This window comes from Paenibacillus sp. ACRRY (assembly GCF_022346995.1).
Lineage (GTDB): Bacteria > Bacillota > Bacilli > Paenibacillales > Paenibacillaceae > Paenibacillus.
Genome location: NZ_JAKRNM010000001.1, coordinates 664,674 through 689,314, shown reverse-complemented (window position 1 = coordinate 689,314; position 24,641 = coordinate 664,674). Strand labels below are relative to the sequence as shown.

Below are 24,641 nucleotides of genomic sequence, written 5' to 3'. Positions count from 1 at the left end.
ATCATTACATCAGGGTGAAATCATCAATTCCAACTGAAATTTACATAATTACAACCTCGTACGACTGCATCAGCAATGCGAATACCAATAGTGGTTAACAACTGCTACCATTAACATAAACTCTAGTTCTTCAAAAGTTTTTTAACCTGCTCCTGTCCTTTTTGGGGTGGAGTTGGTTCGAACTAAGAAGAAAATAAACGACCGTTCCCCAGTAGGCTAACGGGAAACGGTCGCAGCTTAGTTGTGTCTTATGTAAGAATAAAGGCCTGGGCGGTATGCACCCAGACCTTTCACCTGGTTCAATTTTACCATCCGATAGCCGCACCATCGCAGCGAGGGTCTGTGCCCCCGAGCAGGAAGCCATTGTCATCGATCATAATGGCATGTGCATGCCCCATGACTCTAGCAAAATCTTCAACTTTTTGTACCTTGTGTCCGGCCAGCCGTAAACGCTGCTGCACTTCTTCCGCGATTCGGCCCTCCACTCTCAATTCTTGTGTTGCCTCTCCCCATGTTCTTCCCCACACCCAGCGAGGTTCCCGCACAGCGGTCTGGGGGGCCATGCCATAATCCACCATGCGGGTCAGCAGCGCCGTCTGTGTCTGGGGCTGACCTTCTCCTCCCTGGGTACCGTACAAAATATATGGCTTCCCATCTCGGCAAGCCATTGCCGGCATCAGGGTATGAAAGGTTCTTTTGTCCGGTTCGAGCCTGTTCACATGTGACGGATCAAGGGAGAAGAACGAGCCTCGGTTCTGCAGCAGTATACCCGTGTCTCCCCCAACGACAGCCGATCCGAACTCGAAATAGAGACTTTGGATAAATGAAACGGCATTGCCCTCACTGTCTACTACCGCCGCATATGCCGTATCATGGCCTACCGGCTGGGTATCCATCGGCAGGGCTCGCTCCATATCGATGCAGGCCGCCAGCTTCGCGGCATAGGATTTGGATAGCAGCCGGTCCAGAGGGATGGAGGAAAATTGCGGGTCTGTCAAATATCGATCGCGGTCACGGAAGCTCAGCTTCAGTGCCTCCACAAGCAGGTGATAGTACTCATAGGAACCATGCTCTATACTTTCCAAATCAAACTGTTCTAGAATTTGAAGCCCCATTATACCGGTAAAGCCCTGTGAGTTCGGAGGGACCTGATAAAGATCAAGCCCTCGGTAACTCCCTATGACTGGTTCCACCCATTCACCTCTGTGCCTCGCAAAGTCCTCCAGTGTCAGCAGACCGCCCTGCTCCTTAAGTGAGCGAACAATCTCTTGACCAATACTGCCTGAATAAAATACGTCTCGGCCCTGGTCCGCAACCTGCAGCAGGCTGTTTCCCAAATCAGACTGCACAAAGCGGCTGCCTTGCTCCGGGACCTTGCCTCCGGGCAGATAGATGGCGGCTGTCTGCGGATAAGCTGCGAGCAGATCGAAACGCTCGGCCGTATTGACATGCTGATCCGGCGACAGCGGGAAACCCTCCAGCGCATAACGGATCGCGGGCTCAAGCACTTCTGCCAGTGTCTTCGAGCCATATTCCTGCAATATGGCATCCCAGCCGTCCACCATTCCCGGCACGGTAATGACGCTTCGGGGACCACGCTGTGGGATAGCTGATTCGCCCGCAAAGCTGGCGGCGGTAATCCGGCTGCCCGAACGTCCACTCGCGTTATACGCCCTGACTTTTTTCTCTTTGGTGCTATAGGTTAGCCAGAAGGAATCGCCTCCCAGTCCCGTCATATGTGGGTATACGACGGCAAGACAGGCGCTCACCGCCACTGCGGCATCAAAGGCGTTACCTCCTTGCTGCAAAATACGCGCTCCTGCAGCGCTGGCTAAAGAGTGAGGACTGACTACCATTGTCTGTGTGCCTGTGACTTGTGCAACCATCTTGCCACCCTCTTTCTCTTCTATGTTCAACTGACAGTAATTCCTGTTTGTTGCCAATCATGTTACCATTTCAGATGCGAATGTCTGAGCTGTATGCAAAGCAGACTGCCATCTCCCGGAGGCATACACCCAGCGACTCATTTTTGTGCCTGATAGCAGCTGCGTGATATCCGAAGCATCCGTTATAACAAAGTTGCAATCATGCCCTTCCACTATTCCATACTCATCGCAGCCTGTGATTACAGCAGGTATATCCGTAATCATCCGCAGCAGGTGCACTAAATCTCGTTCACTGCCCATATGAGCCGCATATGATGTGATTTGGGCAATCTGTATCAGATCCCCGCGGCCGAACGGATGGAACGGGTCTTGAATATTGTCGGAAGCCGCAGCGAGTGGAATGCCTTCTGCAAGCAGCTCGCAAATTCGTGTTGTGCCCCGTCTTACCAGCCCACGATCTTCCCGTCCCTGAAGATACAGGTTCACCGCAGGCAGCGTTACTGCGTTCAGACCGGCCTCCTTCATCTTCGCTATCACATGCTGTGCATCTTTTTCCGTCATTGCGGACAACGAGCACAGATGATCTGCCGTCACTCTGCCCTGATAACCGTAGCGAATCGTATGCTCTGCTATGCTCAGCACGGTTTTTTTTCCAGGATGATCACTTTCATCTGCATGCAGATCAATGGGTACCCCGAAACGTTCCGCTAATCGAAAAACCCTGCCAATCTCCAGTTCAGGGTCGTCTGCCAGATGAGGGGCTCCACCCAGTACATCAATCCCCATCCGCAGTGCTTCCTCGATTGCCTCATCCGCAGCTTCTTGATTGCCGCGGAACGGAACCATAAGCGCATATTGGATAGCCATACTGCCCTTCAACTTCTCCCGTACCTCCAAGGCTGCCTCAATCGTCCGAAAGGCCACCTCTTTCCCCAGATGAACAGGGAAGTCAAGGTGGCTCCTTATGGTCGTGGTCCCGTAGCTCAGTGCCATCCTGGCTGCAGCCAGCATGCGTTCCGCTAGCTGCTCCTTGCTGAATGTCTGTACAGCCTGACTGTAATTAAGAATGGCTTCATGAAGTGTGCCGGATCGGTTCGACACCTGCTCGAGCGAAAAGGCTTTATCCAGATGCATATGACAGTCAACCAGGCCAGGCAGCATCATGCCGCCCTGCAGATCGATGCAATCCGCGTCTACGAGCCGTTTCAGATCCGGTCCGGCCTGATGCGGGACCATCGGACGGGAAGCACCGCTTTCCCGTGCATCAAGGAAGCGATCCTGCAGACGGATGCTAACCCATTTCCCGTCCTCCGCCTTTAGTTCATAAAGACCGAGGTCTTCAAGGTGCGGAAGGCATACATTAATGAAACGCAGCTCTGCACTCATTGTGCCGTAGCCAGCGCCTGAAGCACGGCCAGATCCTCCTCGTCAAGCTCGGTGGCCGGACCTGCTTTGATCATATCCGAGAACATTTCGTCCGGTACCATGGTCGTCAGACAATACAGGCGTGTGCTGCCCGTGTTGATAATATCGTGATGGTTGCCCGGCGGAATAATAATGAATGAGCCTTGGCGGATCGGAGTCTCATATTCGTCTCCAACTTTGGCAAGTCCCTCCCCTTTTAACACATAAAAATATTCATAAGCCTCCCGGTGTTCATTGGATGGAGTTCTGCCCCCAACTTCGAAGATCTCCACAAATGAAGTGAAAGGAACCTGCTCCCTGTCGCACAGTAAAATGAACTTGTTTGTATCCTGTGCGGAAATTTTGTGAACGGGACAACTCTCAAAGTTACCAGCAACCAGACCTGGAATGTTCACCATATACATTCAACCTCACTTTGATTGATTTTTTATTTATGCTTCGCTTTTCATCTTTTGAGCGGCAGCTTTAAACAGGAAAGGTCCTGTTCTGTACTGCGAATAGCCGTGGTGGCAATCTTCAACCCGTCTGTTCCCGTGCTGTTCGTCTCATCCAAGACACCGTTCGGATGACGGGAGAATAACGGGAAGGCACTACCTGTCAACTCAAGCCGGATATACGAGCCAGCTGGCAGTGTTGCCGCCATGGGACGCAGCCGGATACGCGCCGTTCTCCATTCATTGGAAGCATCTGCTCCTTCACTGCAGACTTCCGTGCGGCCCACACTCAGCAGCCGGGCCGTCCCTTTCTCGGATACGGTCGTGAGGATGGCCACCAGATCCGTCGGACCTCCCAATGTTTGGTACTGCACGGACAACTCCGGGGACCCGAAAATCGGGATATCCTCAGCAAGCGGTCCTCCCGTATATACCAGAATCTCTTGGCGTTCCTGAATGGCAAATCGGTCGGTTGGCAGGTAAGAGTCCAGACGCATCGGCAGACGTGAGTCATATACGAATACATCCGGCACAGCCTCCTCCACATCTTCCTTATGCTTTTCGAGTCTTCCCCCTCCTGTCGCACCGTTCGCCGGGGTCTGTGACCCCGACAGATAAAACCATTCGGTCGGAGAGGGCCCATCCTGAAATACAGGAGGCAGCTGTTCAGCCGTATGCCATTCATGGTTCAATTGGTCAAAATATCGGATCGGCAGTTCACCAGACAATTCCATGTCTTCCTTGCCCTTCAGCCAATAATTAAACCAGCGCAGCTGCTCCAGATGATGACCACCGTCCGCTTGCTCGCCATGATCAATTCCCCCCGCTCTGCGCCCCCATGGAATATGGGCCCAAGGGCCGACAATGAGCCGATGAAAACAATCCGATGTGGCAGTAGCTTGCAGAGCCTCGAACGACTGCAACGTACCCATGAGAAAACCGTCATACCAGCCCCCAATATGCAAAGCCGGCACCGGCTCCCGGGCGATCTCGTCGATCCAGTTCATCCGTTCCCAGTACTCATCGTACGCTTGATGATCGATCCAATCATAAAATGCCGGAAAGTATTGCTCCAGAATCGGATGTCTTTTATTCAATGGCATTTTCCAGAGCATCTCCTCGGGGCTGCGCATCAATTGTGAGCATTGCTCGGCCGTATCGAAGTCACCCGCCCGTTGCGCCGAGTCACGAGCCAGCTGGAAAGCCCACGGCAAATGATTGCCAAGTGCGAAGGAGCCATGCGGATAAAATAAACCATGATACATGTCTGCTGGACACATGCTCGGTGCAATCGCCTTAAGCGCAGGGGGATGAAGGGAAGCCGCTGCCCATTGTGTTAGGCCTTGATAAGAGAAACCGTACATGCCTACTTTTCCGGTCGATCCGGACAGACCTGCTGCCCATTCAATGGTATCCAACCCGTCCTCTGCTTCCTGAACAAACGGATGAAATTCGCCTTCCGACTCTCCCCGTCCCCTAACGTCCTGTATTACCACGATATATCCCTTACTTGCATACCAGACGGGATGGGCATGCGTAACGGTAGAGGCAATCGACCGTCCGTAGGGCTGGCGCATTAGCAGCACAGGATATTCCCCTGTCTCGTCAGGCATGTATATATCTGAATACAACGTTACACCGTCACGCATCGTGCAAGGAACCTTTCGGCGGATGACCACATTTCCAAATTTCATGCGACTCGCTCCTTTGCTGTAGATACGGATTTACTATAAGAATCCGTAAGGTACGTTATCTGCTGCTGTGTGGACCATTCTCCCGTCACCCGGTGATCAGACGCCGCTAACAGCCGAACGCTTTAATTTTTCCTGATTCAAAATTCCCTTTGGGTCGTTGCAGTGTTTGATTTCCCACAAACGATCATGGGCGTATGATCGCCCGCCTTCCTTCAAATCCCACGTATGCGGATTATTGACGATAACCCGGTTTTCCTCGTAACGTTCCATCAGCTGATTCAGGCTTTCCTCCGTTGTGAAGGGAACCAGCGGTAGGCCGGAGATCAGCATATTTCCGTTTTGCTTGGCAAACTCGATATGATTCATCACTTCCGGATATTCCTTTTTCATAGACGAGATTTGCTCGAGGGCACTGGATGGTTCAAAATTCAGCTGCAGGTAGGTCAAGCCCGGGTCTGCCTTGCGCGCCCACAATGTCGTATGATTCCATGTGAAATCGGAGACCCCTACACCCTTGTGGTACTGTTCGGCAGAAACTTTCATCGCCAAGTGACCTTCATATTCCGATATGATGCGTTCAAGTTGGGATTCGTTGGCTGTATCCACTTCAAGTAATGCGACAGCACGGCCAGCGGGGAGATCAAGCGGAAGAAAATAGGACGGAACAGGCCATTCATGGATGGAGATTAGCCTTTTCACCAAGGAAGTGTCCTCAGCAACCGTTTGCCCGAAGCGAAAAGCCTGTTCAAACCTGTCAAAGGTTACTGCCCACTGCATCCATTCCACTCGGGGAGCCAGATTGATCTCCACTTCGGACAAAATGCCGATTGTACCGTAAGTATGCAGGTAAGGCAGCACCTCGCCCCCCTGGAGCTCAATGGTACGGGGATGAACCTCAACGGTCTTGATTTTTAGAGAACGTACCAGCCCATCCCAGATCGTCCCCCAGCTGATTGAACCGATGCCGCCAAAACCGCCGCATAAAAAACCGCCGATCGTCGCTGACTGAAAGGTGGAAGGCATCGTACGCAACTCATAACCTGCCTTGCGGGCAGTGGATTCCATTTTTCCGAGTCTAGCCCCGGCCTGGACCCGCATCGTGCCATCTCCCGTTTCGAGCACCTTGTTGTACTTGGCCAGATTCAGGACGATTCCGCCTGTGACCGGAACACATTGGCCGTAGTTGCCGGTGCCGTTACCCCTGATGGTCAGCGGAACTCCCAGCTCTGCTGCAATGGAGAGCAGATCGTCAAGCTCCTGCTCGGTGCGCGGACTGGCAATGCACTCGGCGACCTTACCCTGCAGCTGACTGGCCAGCACAGGAGAGAAGTGATGATAATCCATCGAATATTTGGCAAGCGAGGCCTCCTCCCACTGCAGCAATTCCGGGTCCATGCGTTCTTTCAATACGGCTATCCAATGTTCATTCATTCGGTTCCCCTCCCGTATGTTGTAATACTGATCTCCTTAAAGGAATTTCTTAGGAATTTGGCATGAACTCATCCGTAAATACCTTGCTGACATCAGGCTCCTCTTTCAATGCCCCAATCTCCTTTAGCTGCTTTCCAAGCTCCGCCCAGCGTTCCTCCGTCATGTAACCAACACCGTGTTCCGCCGCATCACCTTCGTATACGAACGGGATAAGCGCTTCAGCGGCATAGTTCAGCTTTTCTTTCGTAAAATCCGGGTTTTCCTTTAAAATGACGTCATTCACGGTATCATAATTGGTCTTGTAATAATCCCAGCCCTTCATCGAAGCCTCGACATAACCACGCACAATATCAGGATGATCCTTAATATACTGCTCTGTGGTGAACAGCACATTGGAATACGGGTTATAACCGGCATCCGCCAGTAGCAGAAAATCAATGTCTACATTCTGCTGCTTCATCTCATATGGCTCACTGGTTACATATCCCTGAATAGCAACCGTTTCATCGGCTACAAAAGGAGCTAGAGAACCGGTATATGCCAATTCCTTCACGTTACCCAATTGGTATTTACTCTTTACAAAATCCCAGAATACCGAGCCCGTCCCCACGTAAACAGAGCGGTTGTTCAAATCGGCCAGGGAGGACATGTTCTGGTTGGCATGAACCATAAGTCCCTGCGGGCTTTTCTGGAATATCGTCGCAATCGCTACAAGTGGGATTCCTTCTTCACGAGCGACCAGCAATTGATCCGCCGTAGCAAGTCCGAACTGCGCCTTGCCGGAAGCTACGATCTGTGTTGGAGACACCTGCGGCCCACCTGCCTGGATGGTCATATCGAGACCAGCCTCATTGTAATATCCTTGTTCCTTTGCCGCATACAGACCCCCGTGCTCCGCCTGTGCAAACCAGTTCGTCACCTGTGTAATTGCCGTGAGTTCCTCGCTTCCCCCCGTAGCAGCGGCATTCTGAGCAGTTGGCTGATTCCCGCAAGCCGCCAGCAATGTGGATAAGGAAAACAATGCTGCCAGTAAAACTACAGTTCCTTTTTGTCTGTACTTGTTCATCTCATTACCACTCCCCAAGGAAAATTACGGATGATTTACTCTACTTCTGCTACCGGATTTTGGAGAGTCATAAAGCCACTGATTCTACATTCAGCGACATCTCCTTGCTGAATCCGGACGGAACCGGGTGTGCCCGTCATGATCACATCTCCCGGATGGAGAGTCATCATCTGTGAAAAATACGAGACAATGAACCATGGATGATACATCATGCGAGACACTGTATTGCTATGAATAACCTCATCATTCAACACAGTTTCAACGACGAGGCTCTGCAGATCGCCTATTTCGTCAGGTGTTAATAGCTGTGGTCCAAGACTAAAAAATGTATCGAATACCTTGGATCGCTGCAGGAATCTGGGGTTCCGTGCATGAATATCCTGGTTTGTCATATCCAGCGTTGCGGCAAAACCAGCAATGACCTCCTGTGCATGTTCTTCCGGCACATTTTTGCAGGTTCGACCGATGATAATGCCAAGCTCTGCTTCTGATGTCACATTCACATCCTGAGCCGTCAGCTGGATATACTCTTCCGGCCCGATCAGGCTTGAGTCCGGCTTCATGAAGCAGACTGGCTCACGCTCTGGAGGAGTAGATGCGAGATCGATCGCTTTCTGCACATAATTCATGCCAATTCCCCATATTTTACGAGGGTGGCGGAAGAGAGGAGCAGGGATGGCACCCTCTGGAGGTATGAAAGGGATTGATGAAACTGTTCTGTCCCCGTGCTTCTGATACCACTGGACAAGCTCCTCTAGCTGGCCTTGCTGCAAAATCTCCATAATGGAGGTGCCCCATGCGCTTCCTTCCGCCCTGTTGATCTCTTCCAGAAGGAAGAATCGTTCTTCATGCTCAATCGCTGCCCGTTCACCATCGCCGTGTATTAGACTGACGAGCTTCACGGGGTGCTTCCTGCTGGCTGCTGAACCGGTTCAGTCCCGCGGACATCGGTGATTTCAAAATCACACAGTTCCTCCAGCGCCTCCGACAAAATCGTTGAGATTCTATCCTGAATAATGCTGCCTTTCTCAGGCGTGGCCGTCGTAGCATCACCAGCAATGCCGGTAGCGGAGATATCAGCCATCTTCCAGGCGAAGCGAATTTTCCCTTCTAATGTAAGAAAGCGGTATGAGGACATATCAGGAAGCTCTTTGACAAGGAACTCCTCCTTCACCCAGTTCGGTTTGATGGACATTACGAGTGAAGTCTCATAATCGCCACCATGAATACCGAATTCCAGTTCCTCGGAAGAGAGTAGATCCTCCGCCACATTCAGACTGCTGGGACTGAGATAGAAAACCATCATCCCTGTTCTGATCCGTATTTCTCGTGATACAGTATTCAGCAAATCCACATTGCCACCATGGGTATTAAACAACAGCAGCTTGCGAAAACCACTGGCCTTTAGACTTTCTGCAATGTCCAGCATGATGGCATGCAGTGTGCTCGCAGATAATGAAATGGTTCCTGGAAGCCCGATATGTTCATTGCTTTTGCCATACGAGACCGGAGGCAGTAGCCAGATTTCCTTATCCGGCCGCACGCGCTCCAGCGTTTGTGTTAATGTCGCTTCTCCAATCAGAGTGTCCGTGTATACAGGCAGATGGGGTCCATGCTGCTCCACAGCTCCAACCGGCAGAATAACCAGAGCCTTATCCTTCGGCAGTTCTTTGACCTGTTTGCTTGTCAGACGGGGCAAAAATCGCTCCTCCCACGCAGTTCCTTCATATCGTTGAAACATAACCGACACCCTTTCTCCTGAGGCTTTAATGTTTTTTTCCAGTAGCTTAATGTCCATATATTGAATGAGGCTCTTATCCTTTTACTGCTGAATTTAATGCTGGAAAAAGGGATGCGACCCATTCCAACAGACGTTGATCCTGTCCCGGACCGGCGATGATAGAAATACCGACCGGACATCCCAGTACCTCGGCAGCAGGGATTGTAATCTGCGGCAGACCCGACAAGCCGGCAATGCAGGTCAAACTCATCGTTTTCACTCTTCGTTCTTCATTTAAAGGTCCTCCTAGCCCCAGCTTCGGGGCCACTCCAGTCGTCGTCGGAATCACAAGCACTGAATCCGTTCTGAGCAGGTCAGTCATGTGCTTGCACACCTCTACTCGGCGTTTGGCTGCCTTCTCCTGATCAGCACGTTCAATAGTGCTTGCCCAGGAGAATCGCCCGGCCGTATCTGGTCCGAAGGTCGGCTGCTCACGTTCAATCCACGCCCCATGCTCCTGCCATATTTCGTAGCCTTGGATCGTCCTGAACATGGTCATCCATTCAGGTAGACCCTGCGGGGCGATGCGAACCGTTTCATGGCTCGCAGCCAGGCCGCACAGCAACTTCAGGTAAGGGGCAAGCGCATCTATGCTCTCCGTGTCAGCAAGCTCCCACGCCTCCTCACTGATGAGCACCCGGCTAAATCCGGTACCAGACTCTGTCTGCGGCAGAAGCACTCCACCTACCCGGCACAGCGTCTCGAGATCGCGTGCCATCCAGCCGACGGTGTCGAAGCTGGGAGCGAGCGGGATAACGCCTTTCTCGGAGACCATGCCATGCGATGGACGCATTCCATAAATTCCGCAGTACGAAGATGGCACCCGTACCGATCCTCCCGTATCCGTTCCAAGAGAGAAGTCAGCAAGCCCGGCGGCGACGGCAACCGCCGATCCGCTCGATGAACCGCCAGGAATACGATCGAGGGCCCTCGGATTCACTGGTGTTCCATAATGGACATTTTCGCCATTCAAGCTGAACATCAGCTCATCCGTATGCGTCATCCCCGTTAGCCTAGCTCCTTGCTGCAATAGCAGGTTGAGCGTTTCTGCGTGTTCCGCCGCCGGCCCATGCGTCTGGAGCCAACATGGATTACCCGCGCTATTTGTATGGCCACGGACGCCAAACACATCCTTGACCATAAAGCTGAGTCCGTTCATCCTACCCTGTCCTGTCGGTTCAACGTTCACCTGGTTGACAATGGCGTTCCATTGGTCCTTCATTGCTTCATCCCATCCTTCCGCTCAGCCTTCTAACGATGCCAGCTCTTCCGAGGTGTTTCTCTCTATAGGAGTCGCTCCCCCGTTCAGTTCTTGTACCAACCAAGTGGAATCTGTAACGAAGCCATAACATTGCTTGATATTGTACAATGTCGCTTCTATGCAGAAATCTGGGGAGCTTGTTGCCGAGCAATCCTCCAGAAGTATGCCGTCATATCCGAGACAAGCCGCGTCCTGCAGTGTATGCATGACACACTGATCGAGATTTACCCCGGCAAACAACACCGTTTGAATATTAAGATTGCGTAGAATACTGTCCAGTGGTGTATCCCAAAACCCGCTCATGCGGTATTTATCCACATAGATATCATCGGGGGATGAGTCCAGGCCATCAACAATCGCCGTTCCCCAACTGCCTTTCTCCAGCACCTTGGAGCCGTTTCCCGGTAGCGGGTCCCCGATGCCGTTGCCCCGTCCATCCGAATTGTACACATGGAGCACGGAAGGCGGCACGTTCATTCGGTCTTCCCGGTTACCCCAGTTCACCCAAATAACAGGCACTCCCGCTTTGCGCAGCTCGGGCATGAGTCGGTTCAGCCGGCTGATCGGGTTAAGGAGCGGCGAGGTATCGACCCCAATGGAATCCAGCCATCCACCCGGTGTGCAGAAATCATTCTGCATATCGATGACAATGACTGCGGTATGTTCGAGATCAAATATGACTTCCTGCGGCTGTGCAGGGAGGGTTACTGACTTGCCGTACTTTTGCGTTCGCCTTAGATCCACCAGCGTTTCGGACACTTGCCAATAGCTCTTTCGATTTCCAAGTTTGAACATATTAAGTCCCCTCATTTTTTCTGAAATTTCTGATTTGAAGCTTAAAATACTTTTGGTCAGGTTTATGGCTTCATCAGATACTCCGTTGTAAATGCCTTGGTAACATCTAGTGCCTTCGTTAATCCTCCACCCTTGATCATCTGATCCTGCAGGGTGTTCCAGCGTTCCTTTGTCATGTAACCAATACCATTTGCTTCGGAATCCTTGTTAAGAATAAAGGGTTTTTCCTGTACTGCCTCGTAATTCATAGCTTCTACCGTCATATCGGGATTATAGGTTTGAATAAACGGGTTTACCTTTTCATAGTTGTCTAGATAATAGCTCCAACCTTTCTGACTTGCCTGCACTACGGCTTCAACGACATCAGGGTGCTCCTTGAGGTAATCTTCCGTCGTAAAAAGAACGTCTGCATAATTCGCATAACCGGAATCGGCAATTTTCAGATAGTCCACCTCAACCCCCTGCTGAGCAAGCGCGTAAGGTTCATTCGTGATGTAACCCTGATTGAGCGAACTGGGGTCATTGATAAAATTGACAAGCTGCCCGTTATACTTCATTTCTTTGACTTCTGTCAGATTGTATTGGCTCTTGATATATTCCCAGTAAGGCACCGCTGTACCAATGTATACGGTTTTGCCGTTCAGGTCTGTGAAATCCTGAATGTTCTCCCCCTTGTGGTACATCAGAACCTGCGGTGTGCTTTGAAAACCGGCAAGGATACCGACAACAGGGATCCCCTGTTCCCGCGCCTTCAAAATTTCATCCGCATAAGAGATACCGAATTCAGCTTTGCCTGCAGCGACAAGCTGCATGGTTGACACCTCGGGTCCTCCCGGCTGAATCGTCATGTCGATCCCTTTGTCCTTATAATAGTTCTGTTGCAATGCCGCAAAATAACCTCCATCCTCCCCTTTGGCGTACCAGCCCTCGATCAGTTTCACCTGCTTCAAATCTGTAGCGGTTTCCCCTCTCGCTGGGGCGCCGGATTCAAGAGCGGAGGAATTGGAGCATGCGCTCAGAAGCATTAGGATCAAAGAAGCAGCAGACAGCAGCCATCTCTTGTAACGAAAGTTCATATGATGTTTGGACATGTTGGATCTCTCCCCCGGTTCTGGTATCATTTCATTGCTGACTCATGCCAGGACTTCAAAAGTTTGTTCGACACCATGTTGATAATCAGGAAAAATGCGATTCCTAGAGCGGATGCTGCTAAACCGCAGGCGAACAGATAAGGAGTTTGCAGACGGGTTGCAGCAACGGTAATCCCGTAACCAAGTCCGCCCTGTCCACCACCAATGCCTGCAATGTATTCACCCACGATTGCTCCGACAACCGAACTGGAGCATGAAATTTTCAGTCCTGCCATAATGTACGGAAGTGCCGCCGGAAATCTCAGTCTCCAAATGGTTTGCAGCTTGCTTGCATTGTACAAATAGAATAAATTCTTCATGTTCTGATCCGTTGAGTTCAATCCGATCAGCGTATTCGATAAAATCGGGAAAAAGCTGATTAAGAATGAAATGATCACAATGGCATTTATTCCCGCTCCGAACCAGATCACTATGATTGGCGCTACCGCAACGACTGGAATAGTCTGTAGGATAATAGCGTAGGGATATACGCTTTTTTCCACTGTTTTGGACAGGGCCAGTAGAATGGCCAATGAAATACCGAGCACTACACTGATCGTAAAACCGATCAACGCCTCCACAATGGTTGTGCTTACCGACATAATCAGATTTGCGCTGTTCTCAGCAGCGGCTGCGGCAATATCGGATGGCTTGGGCAAGATATATGGGGGCATTCCGAGTATCCGCACGATTAATTCCCATCCGCCGATAAACAGGACAAACACGACGATTGGCGGCAGAATTTTTTTCAGCAGTCCAATGACTGGGCTCTCTTCTGCCGGATGATGGCTGCGGGCATTATCCTTTCCAGAAGCTCGGATACCTGGTGTCGTTTCAACAGCTGGATTAGCTACCATCTCTTCCATGTTGCTTCCCTCTCCTCTCGTTTCTGGCTATCAATGTTTCAGTACAGCGGATACGCTGCGTACATATTCACCGAATTCAGGCTGGGTCCGGAATTCATCATCCCTCGGATAGGCAAACGGAATATCAATGAAATCCGAAATTTTACCGGGACGAGGCGTCATCACCACGACTTTTGTTGATAGGAACACACTTTCGAACACGTTATGCGTAATGAACAGAACCGACATCTTCTTGTCCTGTTCCCAAATATTTAGCAGTTCATTCTGCAGCGTCTGCCTAGTAATTTCATCAAGGGCGCCAAACGGTTCATCCATTAACAGCAGCTTGGGACGAGATATCAACGCTCGTGCAATAGATACCCTCATCTTCATTCCGCCTGACAACTCACGTGGCAGCACCTTCATATAATCTTTCAGGCCTACCAGCTCTAGAACCCGCTCCCCTTCGGCAACCCGCTCCTTTTTGGATACGCCACGCAAAGTAAGAGGCATGGTAACATTATCAATAAGCTTGGCCCACGGGAGCAGGGTATGCTCCTGAAATACAAAGGCAATTTCATTCTGTTTACGTGCTTCCTTTGGGGAAGTACCCAGCACGGTCAGATGACCGGAGGTCGGTTCCGTCAAACCGGCAATCATATTAAAAATGGTAGATTTCCCGCAACCGGAAGGGCCGACAAAACACAGGAATTCCCCTTCCCCTACATGCAGATTCGCATGCTGCACAGCTACAGTGCCATTGGGGTAGATTTTGCCGACATCATCGATAACAAGCATGGAACGACTATCCTTTTGGGCTGCTGCCTGTTGATTTTGGGTGAGCTGCATCTGAATCCCCTCTTCTCTTTGAAGTTGTGTCCTATCATAAAGCCAAAAAATATGTATGTAAATATACCTGACACAAATTTGGTTTTTTATCTAACGGTATACGCTTCCTGTTGGTTTAAAAACAGAACAACCCACACTTAAGAGTTAACTTATATGACATATATGTAACAAAAGGGATTGCAGGATCTCGACCAGACCCTATATAATTGCTAAAAAAGTTACGTCGTGTCCGGTACCTGATTCAAATATGTATCGTTTAGGAGGAATGATTGATATGCATTTAACTATAGAAGATGCGTTGGCGGTGTACCCATTATCGGAAGGGAAGTTGGCAGCCGGTAAAAAAGGAATTTCCCGAACGATTAGCTCCATCAATTTGATGGATGCGCCGGATGTGATCAACTGGATGAAAGAAGGGGAACTCTTGTTGACTACAGCGTATGCGATTAGGGATTCACCCGAGGAATTTGTAAATTTGCTACAAAAGCTGAATGAACGTGGTGCCTCCGGGCTTGGCATTAAGCTTGGTCGATACTGGGCGGAAATACCAGAGATTGCCCTGCTGGAAGCCGATCGGCTGGGCTTGCCCCTAATTGAGCTTCCCTTTCAATTCACCTTCTCCGAGCAGATCACCGCTCTCTACCAATCCGAGTTCCAACGCGATACCCGCCGGCTGAATGAATTGCTTGAAACACAGAAGAAGTTGGTTGATTTTGCGATGCAGGCGGATGAGTACACCAATTATTTTCAAAGTATCACAAGCATTTTAGGGGTTCCTTTAGCCATCGTTACCTCTGAAGGACAGACCTTGTATAACATGACCCGCTGTTCCGATATGGAGCTGTTGAGCGATTGGCCCTGGAATCAGGACAATCGGTTTTACAAGTCGGCGAGCAACCTGCTGTACCGGGTCCCCCTGCTGAAAAACGGAACATCATACGGTTACTTGCTGATTCAAACTGAAAATCTTCTGGAAGCACATGAAATGGAAGGCCTTTTTCACCAAGCTGCCGTGATTCTTTCCTATCACCTGGAGGTCATCCAGAATCAGGAGGCTACTGCGGCAGGCAGTCGTCTTGGCACGGCCATGGAACGTTACTTAAAGGGGAACGCCTCTCTGAAAACGGTGCTTGAATTTGCCGAAGCCTTGGGAAGCACATTTTGGAGCACGCCCTACGTATGCATGGTATCTTCCACAAGAGTGGATGCTTGGGACCATGAAAGTCAGAGGCGCAAACTGAGGGAGATTCAGAATAGGCTTCAGGACCATCCCAAAACGTCCTCCTTGGAATCCCATCATTTTTATGTGATGAACCGCATATATTCACTCTTCCCCCTTCTAGAAGAAGAGGCCAAGGATCGAAGGAAGTATGAGGATTCGGTACGTTTGTATGCGGATTTGATGCATTCATGGGACCACGGAACAAGGACATGTTTTATCAGTAAAGTGAGAACGGGTATGGAGGAGTTCATCGACGGGTTCCGGGAGTGCGGGGAGGCTGAGAGAATCAGTACGGAGCTTGGTTTAAGTGAACCGGTTGTCATGTTTGCTGACCTGGAATTCATTTATCTCTTCAAGCATATTCCACAGGAGGTCATGGTCAGGTATTGCTCTTATTTGTTCCGTCCAATGCAGGACAAAGAGGAGGAATACAATAGCGAGATGATGCACACCCTTGAGGCCTATTTCGCCAACAACGGCCAAGTGAATGATACTGCACGTGAGCTATTTATCCATCGCAACACAGTGCTGTATAGGTTGGAGAAAATTTCGGGGCTGCTGCATCTGGATTTGAAGAATACCGATCACCTGCTGCTGTTAAAGCTGGGACTTATGTTTAGACGTATGATGTCGCCCGAGAGACAAACTTGAAAAAGGGAAAACCTCAGCTTGATTAAACCAGCTGAGGTTAATAAATTTACTGTGTTTGTTCACTTACTATTCATAGCTGCTACCACTTTGGTGTTTTTTAACTTCGTTTAATTACACATCAGGTGCTTCAAATACTCCTAATTGGGACTACTAGAGTCGCACCTGGTTTATTCATTTAATTACTTCAACCTTTTTATCCCCTGCTGTCTTCGCTACCTCTAATGTTGCTTTACCTTGGATAGCGACTATAACGCCAGTAGCCAGCATAGAAACGATTAAAGCTGCGCTGAGGGTTGTGGATATTTTCTTCTTGACCATAGCCATACCTCCAATATCTTATTATGTAATTAGCAGTTCAAAACTTTGACGAGCCGAGGGTTACTACATGACTGTGAAAAGTGAAATTACAATATTTCGCTTTTATTGTTAAGTAACCCACCTGGTGATTGTATTATAACTTACTGTAAATTATTGTAAAGGTATTTTTAAAATTTTAAATAAACAAACTATTAGGCACGGAAAATAAAGCTGCAGACTATAACTCCGTCATTTGGCCTCTTCCGGCAAACTACACTGCTAGAATTAGAGGAGCAAAACCACATTTCATTCCCCTCCGCCTTGGCTACCGTCAAATATGCCCAATCTTCTCCAAGCCTGATCGGACTGCAGGTAGGTTTTTTTGGAATATCCTGATCATCCTTTTATCTCTTAAACCTCACCAGCAGAGGAAGCGTAAAATACGTCTCCATGCATATGTTTAATTCGATCCCAGTTAGCGGGATTGGTTGTGTCCAGGGCTCGGTTCTCCAATATTGCTTGATATAGAGCAGTCTTTTCTTCCAAATGAGCTAAATGCCGTTTGGCTTCTTCAAACTTAGCAAGAGCTGCTTCTCTATGCTCCATCATGAGTGTGTAACGTTGTGGGATAGTTGAATCTCCTTCAAGGCAGTAATCAACATACAATTTAATGTTTTCAATCGGCATCCCGGATTGTTTGAGACATTTGATGCCATGTAACCAGTTGATTGATTCTTCGTCAAACATTCGAATATTATTCTGATTGCGCTGTACACTTGGCACCAAGCCTTTATCTGTATAAAAGCGAATCGCGTGCTCGGTGAGTCCTGTTATCTGCGCGGCCTCTTTGACGGTGTGCATGAGAAGACCTCCTTGAAAAATATAAATTCGAAGTATGCTTGCCTTCGTGTAACTTTTACCAAATCCTTAAATAAGCTACAGTTGGATTATCTCGATTTATATCTAATACACCAGCCGTTTGGTGATTACTACGGCGCTTGGCGTGCAATGGAAGAACTGTACCATGAAGGTAAAATCAAGGCGATCGGTGTTAGTAACTTCCTGCCTGACCGTCTGATGGACCTTATCGTGCACAATGAAATCGTCCCAGCTGTTAACCAGATCGAAACTCACCCGTTCTATCACCAAACCGAGAGTGCCACCTTTATGAAAGAACAAGGAGTTCAACATCAGTCTTGGGCTCCGTTCGCTGAAGGGCTTAATAACATGTTTGGTAACGAAGTGCTGATATCCATTGCTGCAAAACACAGGAAGTCTGTCGCGCAGGTCGTGCTGTGCTGGCTTGTGCAGCGTGGGATCGTTGTCATTCCGAAATCAGTAAAAAAAGAGCGGATTGTCGAAAACTTCAACATCTTCGATTTTGAGCTCAGTACCGAGGATATTGAACAGATTACGGCCCTTGATACTCGGAAGAGTCTTTTCTTATCGTATCACGATCCGGAAGTCGCCAAGATGATGGGAAACTGGAAGATTGATCTGTAAACCCTATTGTAATGTGCAAAAAGAATGTTGATCTGTCAGATCAACATTCTTCGTTTTTCTTCACCATCCGATTCAAAAGCAGACTATTTCAGGACTCGTAATTGAAAAATTCTACATCCTCATAGCCTTGTTGTGTTTCGCGGTTCGGGTTGTATATCCCACAAGTTTTCACCATGCAAGTACCAAACCGATCTAAACCATATGCTCGATGTATTAACCGACGGTCCCCATATTCGTTACCAACTTTTCAAGTTTATCAGCGTCATCCATTGTTAATGAATTGAACTGAATATCAGCCAAGTTATACAGATTGGGAAGTATACAATCTACTAAGTGTTTGCCTTTATCCGTTAGTTGTACAAATATTACTCTGCGATCTGAATGACAAGGGATCCGAGCTAGCAACTTTTTATTCTCTAATTTGTCCAAGATATACGTCAAAGCACCACTAGTCAAAGAAACACTTTGAGAAATTTGTTGAATGGCTTGTTTTTCTTCATGTTCAAGCGATACTAACACAGAAAGTTCCGTGAAATTAAGATCTGCTTTCTTTAACTCGCTCCGAAATTGGTCCTGAATCATTTTTGACATTTGAATGAAATGAAGACATGCTTGATATCGGAAATTATTCATTGTTTCTCACTCCATTTTATATATCTCAATTTTAAGATTCTCTATTTAAATATTACTTGTTATATGTACTTTTGTCAATTTCAGACCAATCTCAGCATCAAAACTTCTTGTTATTAATAACATAAAAAATCTCCACATTCTATTACTTCGGATCCCAGATAAACGCAAAAAAACCTCCCAAGCTTTAATGAGCTCGGTTCGGTTTTTCTTCACAGCATGATGACACAGCTATCTCAGTCCAACATCTTTAAAGCGATTGGCTATGGTTTCAGGAAAAGCCTGTTTAATCGCATCAATGGCACGTTGTTCCGTTTCTCTCGCTTGATGGAGAAGCGCTATCACAGACTGTACACACTCCGGTTCTTTTACATCCCATAGGTTGAACTGGTCAACCCAACCAATCATCTCCAAATAAAGATCTGACAACGACGTATATTCTTGTATGACCTGAACCATGTGGTCAGAGAGGTATCCAAGCTTTGTAATATAGAAGGCAATATTCTCTCTTGATTTGCAATAATATCGCAGGACAGTAGCAGCTTGCCTCGGATCATAAACCCTTGTTTCCAGTGCTGTAGCAATGGCAGAGTAAGCAGCAGCTCCGCAGGCATAATCTTGAGGTGGCAGCATGTAGTCATGAGTTTCCCATTTGTATACAGCCTGAATCAACGACTCCTTGCAGACCTCCCATACATCTACCGTTCTACAGGATTCAAGCACTTGATAATACCAATAAGGCGTACTATTTCGCCCAAAAGAATCGTAAGGCAAACGAGTAACGTCACGGCCTTCGCTGTTACAGATGAGTAAAACCTGCTCCACATCATCATACCCGGCAGCAATAACAAATTGGTCATGCCATACTATGGCCCCCACACCCCGATCAATGGATGACTTAATGTCCACCAATGCCTGCTTTTGATACAAAGGAAACGTCGGTGCAAATGAAAACCCTGCTGCCTGACTGGCCGTTACTCCAATAAAATCAGCAGCTACAAAGTTCTCTGCCATCCAGTTGTAGGCTGAGATTGATTCTTCGGTCAGATGCCGATCTACGACCAACCGAAACACAGTTGCTGTCATGCCCGCAATCATGTGACGCGGGAAATCCGTCCACATCTTATGTAATAAAATACGGTGCATCACATCTGCATAGGAACCGCTACTTATAATGTTCGGATCCTTAGAATACTGGGCTTGTTTGCCTTGAATCAGGTCAAGATAAACTTGTGTAGCCATTATCCTTCCTCCCTTTGCCTATCTTGCCGAGTGCGCTCCCCATCGCGGCACAGTAGAGCGCTTACGATCAGGGAAATTCAAGGATATCATGCGGAAAAAATGGACTGCTTGCTCTTCTAGTGCTTTTGCTTCCATTAGAACTTGTGCCAGTTTGTCCACTGCGTCCAGCTCTAGGGTCCATTTGCCCTCCTGCTGAATCATGAATCCCCTCATCTGGTGAATTAACGTTCCAAGTTGGTCATAACATGAATAAGCTTGGTCCAGCTCATCCCATATTCCTTGCATATCCTGCAGGTACATTCGAATTTCATCACGAGACTGACAATAAGATTCTAAAAGATAAGTTGCCCCCGTTGGATCATAATCTCCACTTCGTAGAGCTTGCACCCATACGTCATATGCCAATCGGCCAGAAGCGATGTTTTGATCTGGTAGTAGGCGATAAGGGATATCCCAGTCCTCGATAGCAAGTCGTAAGGATTCCAACAACATATCCTGTTTGGGTATTGGAATCTGCTCACCAAAGATCTGACAATACCAGAACCCTGTGAAGTTTAGCCCGAAATTGTCATATAGCAAAATCTGAGGCTCCCTACTCCAACCATCTTGTAAGTAAAAGATACCATCGTCGTCATCATATCCATGGATAACCCCGAACTCCGGAATCCAATAGATTACTCCTTTTCCCTCGTCCAGACTTCGCTTTACCCATTGCACTGCATCCATCTGATAATAATCGAATGTAGAATGGCGCGTACGTCCTCCATCCCAGATTGTGAATATTCCCAGGTTGTCAATTCCAGGGCGGTGTGCTTCTCCCCATTGTCCATACGCCGTTACCGACATCGGAAGAAGCCTGCGATGCACCGAAAGTTTAAAAGCCATCCCTGTATACCCGGAGAGCAAATATTTAGCACCTTGAAACTGACCTGTATGGGTTAATATAGCATGCAGGCTATCCACAAATGATTTAGACTCTCGCTTTAACATCAGGTTGTTTAGCTGTAATTCTGCCAAGATCAATTCCCTCCATGGTCTTTACTTCACGTGAGCATGATTAGAATTATGAAGTCTATTAAGTATTACGTTTGCATGGCTCTGCATCTTGTTTCTTAGCCACCCAGGAGATATTAATTCCTCCCACTCACTTATAAATAAATGCTGCATGAAAGCCTCTGTATCATAAAATTCTATAAAGTGGATTTGATCCTGTTTGTCTCGAATGCGGTATCCTTGCCACTGCTCTGTTTGTTGCACTTCTTTTAAGCGAATCTCAGTTACAAATGGTTTTCGAACAGGTAGAGGTTCTTCCCATCCACTGAGCTGCATGTCTGAATTACATTCGAATGTTTCATCCGTCAATCGTACATGAACGATACCCTCCAGACGAATGGCACTTTGCTGTACAGGATCCGTTTCATAGCCAATGACGTAATCAGCATTGTACTGGGATATGATTTTCAATGGACACCAAGGAAACTGCCTTTCTCCGGAATAATCTCTGTAACACATATGTACTTTAAGTGATTCTGTTATGGCATGGGATAATAATTCAAAATGCTGAAGAAGCTTGGGAGATGCAGAGAATGTGGGAAGTGGACTTCTACATATCTGCTGCTCTTCAGCCGTAAATCGTTCTAACAGATGCGCCACACGCTTTACCACATCAGATTGTTCGTAGTTAAAATGCCGATAACGATGAGCCAAATACTTGAGGACGCTCTGTTCTTCTTCCGTCATATATAAATGGGGTAAGCGATAGGTCTGGTCCTCATAACAATACCCTCTATATTTCGCAAGATATAGTAAAGGGGCACGTAATGAAATCGCCATATATTCAATATCCCGCTGTGCCTGACGCCGGGATATTTCGAATTCACGAGCAAGCCAGCTGCTGTTCGGAAAACGTCCGCTTCGAATCTGCTGGTCAAACCAGTGAATGCGGTGCATATTACTCATCTATACAGGCCCCCAATTGATTCCACAATGTGCTAAACGTAAACCCATTATACCAAACGAATGGCCCGCTCCGAAGAACAGGCCTGCTACGTTATACGGTTGCTCTATCCACTCTGGATTGTACAGCCTTGGAACATTTCTTGCATACTTTCAGGCTCGTACCATCTGTTTTCGTTTGCGAATACAACAGTTTTATACGTGTGCTGCTGCATACCGGACATGTTCCCCGCCCCCGAGAAGGAATATTCCATAAGATACGTCCTCTTTTGGTTTTTGCCAATGGTGTGAACCTCTTTTCAATGTAGTTTGTGTGTTCACCGTTATTATAGGGGTCATGGTACGACACAGAATGTCGCAGCAGTACGTAATGAAAACAGTTCAATCCACAAAAAAATAAAAGCTCGCACCAGGCAGGGTATTATAACTTCCCTGCCTGTACGAGCTTCTACGTCAAGTTGCACTCAAACGGTTTGATCCGCGTGAGTATGTTTAGCAATAGTTTATTTCATCGAGCGGTATTCCAGTAAATCTGTCAAATTGGAGATCTTCTGCAGCAGCTTCTCCCCAATGTTGGTTTCCCTCACCAGTTTCCGCGCCAGTTCTTTGTCCACCAGTCTTTTTATAGATAATACATCCGTTCCGTTACATAGCACATCTTCTTTTGAATTAAATTTCTGATGGGCGACGAGCTGCATGCCAAAGGAATTATACAACAAGGTATATCCCGCGATGCCCGTTGTGGATTGATAAGCTTTGGAAAAACCACCGTCAATAACGACCATTTTTCCGTTTGCTTTAACAGGGCTCTCTCCACGAATTTCTTTCACTGGCGTGTGGCCGTTAATGACATGTCCATGATCCGGATTCAAATCAAACTCCTGCAAGATCTTTCGACAGATCTCTTCCTTTTCACGTAAATGGTAGTAAGGGTTCTTTCTCTCTTTATGCGCTTCTTTATCTTGGATAAAGTACCGTTCAAAAGTGGTCATTTCCCTCTTTCCAAAGAGTGATGAACATTCCCCTGTCCAGATGTACCATACCATATCCGTCGCCAGATCATCTGTTTCTTCCGGATGCGCAAAGGCGTACCGTAAGTTATCCTCAAAAACATCGAGCAGCTGACGGCCCGCATACGTCTTGTCTTCAATCTGCATTTCTTCCATATTTCCTTCTTCATCCAAAGGAATACAGCCGTGGATTAACAAGTTGCCGTTGTATTTTAAATAAAGGCTGCCCTTTTTCATAAGAAAATTCATATGCCTAGCCAGCTTCTCGGAATGCTGAACGGAGAACAGCAGCTTCTCCATCACCTGGCGTTCTTCCTCCAGCAATTGTTCAGGGTTCTGCGGATTTACAGTTTCAAAACAGGTGTTTTCCAGCTGGTACGTTTTTCCGCAGATGTTGATTTCGTTTTTGTCGTAATCGATCTTCTCCAGCAGAAGTCTTTCAGACATATTAAAGTCTGGGCGTCTTTTGATAATCGGAATTTCAAGCTTAAATTGAATCATGGCAATGGCCTGGTGAATCTTGGTGATCTGCAGAATTTCCTGCTCCGATACGTTATGGCCGCCCTGCAGCTTAGGTCTGAAAGATGGATTATCTTCATAGTATTTCTCCGCCAGGTTCAACAATGGGCGAAGATTGATTCCGTATACATCTTCGATGATGTCCAGATTGTCGTATCTCGCGCAGATCCGGATAATATTCGCAAGGCAAACCAGAGAACCTGCATAGGCACCGATCCAGAGCACATCATGGTTTCCCCACTGAATGTCTACAGAATGGTAGTTGATTAACGTATCCATAATTTTATCGGGGTCTGGCCCCCGGTCATAAATATCGCCAACCACATGAAGGTGGTCAACCACCAGACGTTGAGTCGTGTAAGCAAGGCCGATAATGAGATTGTCCGCCTGACCCAGGGATATAATCTGCCGATATATTTCCTCGTAATAAGGATCCTTATTGTTGGTCGTATCCGTCTTGTATAGAAGCTCTTCTACAATATATACATACTGTTTCGGCAGAGCTTTCCGCAGTTTGGAGCGAGTATATTTGGAAGAGGCATAAGAAACAAGCTTAAGCATGTTTTCTATCGTTTGTCTGTACCACTGGTTCAAGGCCTGTTTATTGCTCAGGTCCCCTATAACCAGCTTTATTTTTTCTTCCGGATAATACACTAACGCCGCAAAATCATTAATTTCCTGCTCTGTCCAAACTTCACGAAATAATTCTTTGATTTTCTCTTTGACGGTACCTGAACCGTTTCGTAGTACATGCTGAAAAGCCTGGAACTCCCCGTGCAAATCACTGACAAAATGCTCGGTTCCCTTCGGAAGATTGGAGATCGCTTCAAGATTGATAATCTCTGTTATGATTTTTTCTTCTGTATCATATTTCTCAGCCAGTAGATCTAAAAATTGCTCATCCAAAACAGATGTCCCCCTTCAAGGAATGATCGTGATGTATAGTTGGGTCCAATCTTTACAAATACAATTATAACCACTCTTTATATGTTTTTTTACCAAACACGGAATTCCT

At 47.8% G+C, this 24,641-nt stretch carries 22 protein-coding genes and 1 pseudogene; 2 read left to right on the top strand and 21 right to left on the bottom strand.

The annotated features are described in order from the left end of the window. Nucleotides 1-305: 305 nt before the first annotated feature. The 13 genes from ggt to MH144_RS02940 form a co-directional block, all read right to left on the bottom strand. Nucleotides 306-1,886 (bottom strand): gamma-glutamyltransferase, encoded by a 1,581-nt coding sequence (ggt, locus tag MH144_RS03000; protein ID WP_239297593.1) that lies wholly within the window; start codon nt 1,884-1,886, stop codon nt 306-308. A gap of 57 nt (nt 1,887-1,943) precedes the next feature. After that, a complete protein-coding gene (locus tag MH144_RS02995) occupies nt 1,944-3,272 on the bottom strand; it encodes an amidohydrolase family protein (RefSeq protein WP_239297592.1) in 1,329 nt (442 codons plus the stop codon). Then, a complete protein-coding gene (locus tag MH144_RS02990) occupies nt 3,269-3,709 on the bottom strand; it encodes a cupin domain-containing protein (protein WP_239297591.1) in 441 nt (146 codons plus the stop codon). The genes MH144_RS02995 and MH144_RS02990 overlap by 4 nt, the downstream gene beginning before the upstream one ends. Nucleotides 3,710-3,756: 47 nt before the next feature. Beyond that, the gene (locus MH144_RS02985; protein WP_239297590.1) at nt 3,757-5,439 is read right to left on the bottom strand and encodes a CocE/NonD family hydrolase; all 1,683 of its coding nucleotides are present in this window, start codon (nt 5,437-5,439) and stop codon (nt 3,757-3,759) included. A 96-nt stretch (nt 5,440-5,535) separates the two neighbouring features. Continuing rightward, complete coding sequence (locus tag MH144_RS02980) at nt 5,536-6,870, bottom strand: FAD-binding oxidoreductase (protein WP_239297589.1); 1,335 nt, start codon at nt 6,868-6,870, stop codon at nt 5,536-5,538. Nucleotides 6,871-6,919: 49 nt separating this feature from the next. Then, entirely contained in the window at nt 6,920-7,936 is a 1,017-nt protein-coding gene (locus MH144_RS02975; protein ID WP_239297588.1) for an ABC transporter substrate-binding protein, read from the bottom strand. Nucleotides 7,937-7,971: 35 nt separating this feature from the next. Then, on the bottom strand, nt 7,972-8,838 hold the full coding sequence (locus tag MH144_RS02970) for a fumarylacetoacetate hydrolase family protein (RefSeq protein ID WP_239297587.1): 867 nt from the start codon (nt 8,836-8,838) through the stop codon (nt 7,972-7,974). Continuing rightward, complete coding sequence (locus MH144_RS02965; protein ID WP_239297586.1) at nt 8,835-9,677, bottom strand: creatininase family protein; 843 nt, start codon at nt 9,675-9,677, stop codon at nt 8,835-8,837. The genes MH144_RS02970 and MH144_RS02965 overlap by 4 nt, the downstream gene beginning before the upstream one ends. A 73-nt stretch (nt 9,678-9,750) precedes the next feature. Further along, nucleotides 9,751-10,938 carry an amidase gene (locus MH144_RS02960; RefSeq protein WP_239297585.1) on the bottom strand — a complete coding sequence of 396 codons (1,188 nt, stop codon included), beginning with the start codon at nt 10,936-10,938 and terminating at the stop codon, nt 9,751-9,753. 21 nt (nt 10,939-10,959) lie between these two features. Continuing rightward, nucleotides 10,960-11,772 (bottom strand): cysteine hydrolase family protein, encoded by an 813-nt coding sequence (locus tag MH144_RS02955; RefSeq protein ID WP_239297584.1) that lies wholly within the window; start codon nt 11,770-11,772, stop codon nt 10,960-10,962. Nucleotides 11,773-11,834: 62 nt separating this feature from the next. Then, complete coding sequence (locus MH144_RS02950; RefSeq protein WP_239297583.1) at nt 11,835-12,863, bottom strand: ABC transporter substrate-binding protein; 1,029 nt, start codon at nt 12,861-12,863, stop codon at nt 11,835-11,837. Nucleotides 12,864-12,889: 26 nt separating this feature from the next. Beyond that, nucleotides 12,890-13,768, bottom strand: a complete 879-nt coding sequence (locus tag MH144_RS02945) for an ABC transporter permease (protein WP_239297582.1) — start codon at nt 13,766-13,768, stop codon at nt 12,890-12,892. Between the two features lie 30 nt (nt 13,769-13,798). Then, nucleotides 13,799-14,596, bottom strand: a complete 798-nt coding sequence (locus MH144_RS02940; RefSeq protein WP_239297581.1) for an ABC transporter ATP-binding protein — start codon at nt 14,594-14,596, stop codon at nt 13,799-13,801. A 274-nt stretch (nt 14,597-14,870) separates the two neighbouring features. Here MH144_RS02940 and MH144_RS02935 point away from each other — a divergent pair, with 274 nt between their 5' ends. Continuing rightward, the gene (locus MH144_RS02935; RefSeq protein WP_239297580.1) at nt 14,871-16,469 is read left to right on the top strand and encodes a PucR family transcriptional regulator; all 1,599 of its coding nucleotides are present in this window, start codon (nt 14,871-14,873) and stop codon (nt 16,467-16,469) included. A 171-nt stretch (nt 16,470-16,640) separates the two neighbouring features. Here the strand turns inward: MH144_RS02935 and MH144_RS02930 are convergent, their stop codons facing one another. Then, nucleotides 16,641-16,787, bottom strand: coding sequence for a hypothetical protein (locus MH144_RS02930; RefSeq protein ID WP_239297579.1), 147 nt, complete (start codon nt 16,785-16,787; stop codon nt 16,641-16,643). 390 nt (nt 16,788-17,177) lie between these two features. After that, the gene (locus tag MH144_RS02925) at nt 17,178-17,627 is read right to left on the bottom strand and encodes a MerR family transcriptional regulator (RefSeq protein WP_239297578.1); all 450 of its coding nucleotides are present in this window, start codon (nt 17,625-17,627) and stop codon (nt 17,178-17,180) included. A gap of 33 nt (nt 17,628-17,660) precedes the next feature. Between MH144_RS02925 and MH144_RS02920 the strand changes: the two are divergent. Beyond that, nucleotides 17,661-18,269: pseudogene (locus tag MH144_RS02920) on the top strand (aldo/keto reductase); the annotation flags it as partial. A 213-nt stretch (nt 18,270-18,482) separates the two neighbouring features. On the opposite strand, the gene MH144_RS02915 reads toward MH144_RS02920, so the two are convergent. From MH144_RS02915 to MH144_RS02890, 6 genes are all read right to left on the bottom strand, one after another. Beyond that, nucleotides 18,483-18,902 carry a MarR family winged helix-turn-helix transcriptional regulator gene (locus MH144_RS02915; RefSeq protein WP_239297577.1) on the bottom strand — a complete coding sequence of 140 codons (420 nt, stop codon included), beginning with the start codon at nt 18,900-18,902 and terminating at the stop codon, nt 18,483-18,485. Nucleotides 18,903-19,130: 228 nt separating this feature from the next. After that, entirely contained in the window at nt 19,131-20,141 is a 1,011-nt protein-coding gene (locus MH144_RS02910; RefSeq protein WP_239297576.1) for a hypothetical protein, read from the bottom strand. An 18-nt stretch (nt 20,142-20,159) separates the two neighbouring features. After that, a complete protein-coding gene (locus MH144_RS02905; protein WP_239297575.1) occupies nt 20,160-21,158 on the bottom strand; it encodes a cysteine peptidase family C39 domain-containing protein in 999 nt (332 codons plus the stop codon). A 21-nt stretch (nt 21,159-21,179) separates the two neighbouring features. Then, nucleotides 21,180-22,100 (bottom strand): helix-turn-helix transcriptional regulator, encoded by a 921-nt coding sequence (locus MH144_RS02900; RefSeq protein ID WP_239297574.1) that lies wholly within the window; start codon nt 22,098-22,100, stop codon nt 21,180-21,182. A 91-nt stretch (nt 22,101-22,191) separates the two neighbouring features. Then, nucleotides 22,192-22,380 carry a hypothetical protein gene (locus MH144_RS02895; RefSeq protein ID WP_239297573.1) on the bottom strand — a complete coding sequence of 63 codons (189 nt, stop codon included), beginning with the start codon at nt 22,378-22,380 and terminating at the stop codon, nt 22,192-22,194. Between the two features lie 220 nt (nt 22,381-22,600). After that, on the bottom strand, nt 22,601-24,532 hold the full coding sequence (locus MH144_RS02890; RefSeq protein WP_239297572.1) for a fructose-1,6-bisphosphatase: 1,932 nt from the start codon (nt 24,530-24,532) through the stop codon (nt 22,601-22,603). Nucleotides 24,533-24,641 lie beyond the last annotated feature (109 nt).

Coding starts and splice junctions, on each gene's coding strand:
- ggt (WP_239297593.1), bottom strand. CDS start 1,886: ATGGTTGCACAAGTCACAGGCACACAGACAATGGTAGTCAGTCCTCAC.
- MH144_RS02995 (WP_239297592.1), bottom strand. CDS start 3,272: ATGAGTGCAGAGCTGCGTTTCATTAATGTATGCCTTCCGCACCTTGAA.
- MH144_RS02990 (WP_239297591.1), bottom strand. CDS start 3,709: ATGGTGAACATTCCAGGTCTGGTTGCTGGTAACTTTGAGAGTTGTCCC.
- MH144_RS02985 (WP_239297590.1), bottom strand. CDS start 5,439: ATGAAATTTGGAAATGTGGTCATCCGCCGAAAGGTTCCTTGCACGATG.
- MH144_RS02980 (WP_239297589.1), bottom strand. CDS start 6,870: ATGAATGAACATTGGATAGCCGTATTGAAAGAACGCATGGACCCGGAA.
- MH144_RS02975 (WP_239297588.1), bottom strand. CDS start 7,936: ATGAACAAGTACAGACAAAAAGGAACTGTAGTTTTACTGGCAGCATTG.
- MH144_RS02965 (WP_239297586.1), bottom strand. CDS start 9,677: ATGTTTCAACGATATGAAGGAACTGCGTGGGAGGAGCGATTTTTGCCC.
- MH144_RS02960 (WP_239297585.1), bottom strand. CDS start 10,938: ATGAAGGACCAATGGAACGCCATTGTCAACCAGGTGAACGTTGAACCG.
- MH144_RS02955 (WP_239297584.1), bottom strand. CDS start 11,772: ATGTTCAAACTTGGAAATCGAAAGAGCTATTGGCAAGTGTCCGAAACG.
- MH144_RS02950 (WP_239297583.1), bottom strand. CDS start 12,863: ATGTCCAAACATCATATGAACTTTCGTTACAAGAGATGGCTGCTGTCT.
- MH144_RS02945 (WP_239297582.1), bottom strand. CDS start 13,768: ATGGAAGAGATGGTAGCTAATCCAGCTGTTGAAACGACACCAGGTATC.
- MH144_RS02940 (WP_239297581.1), bottom strand. CDS start 14,596: ATGCAGCTCACCCAAAATCAACAGGCAGCAGCCCAAAAGGATAGTCGT.
- MH144_RS02935 (WP_239297580.1), top strand. CDS start 14,871: ATGCATTTAACTATAGAAGATGCGTTGGCGGTGTACCCATTATCGGAA.
- MH144_RS02930 (WP_239297579.1), bottom strand. CDS start 16,787: ATGGTCAAGAAGAAAATATCCACAACCCTCAGCGCAGCTTTAATCGTT.
- MH144_RS02925 (WP_239297578.1), bottom strand. CDS start 17,627: ATGCACACCGTCAAAGAGGCCGCGCAGATAACAGGACTCACCGAGCAC.
- MH144_RS02915 (WP_239297577.1), bottom strand. CDS start 18,902: ATGAATAATTTCCGATATCAAGCATGTCTTCATTTCATTCAAATGTCA.
- MH144_RS02910 (WP_239297576.1), bottom strand. CDS start 20,141: ATGGCTACACAAGTTTATCTTGACCTGATTCAAGGCAAACAAGCCCAG.
- MH144_RS02900 (WP_239297574.1), bottom strand. CDS start 22,100: ATGAGTAATATGCACCGCATTCACTGGTTTGACCAGCAGATTCGAAGC.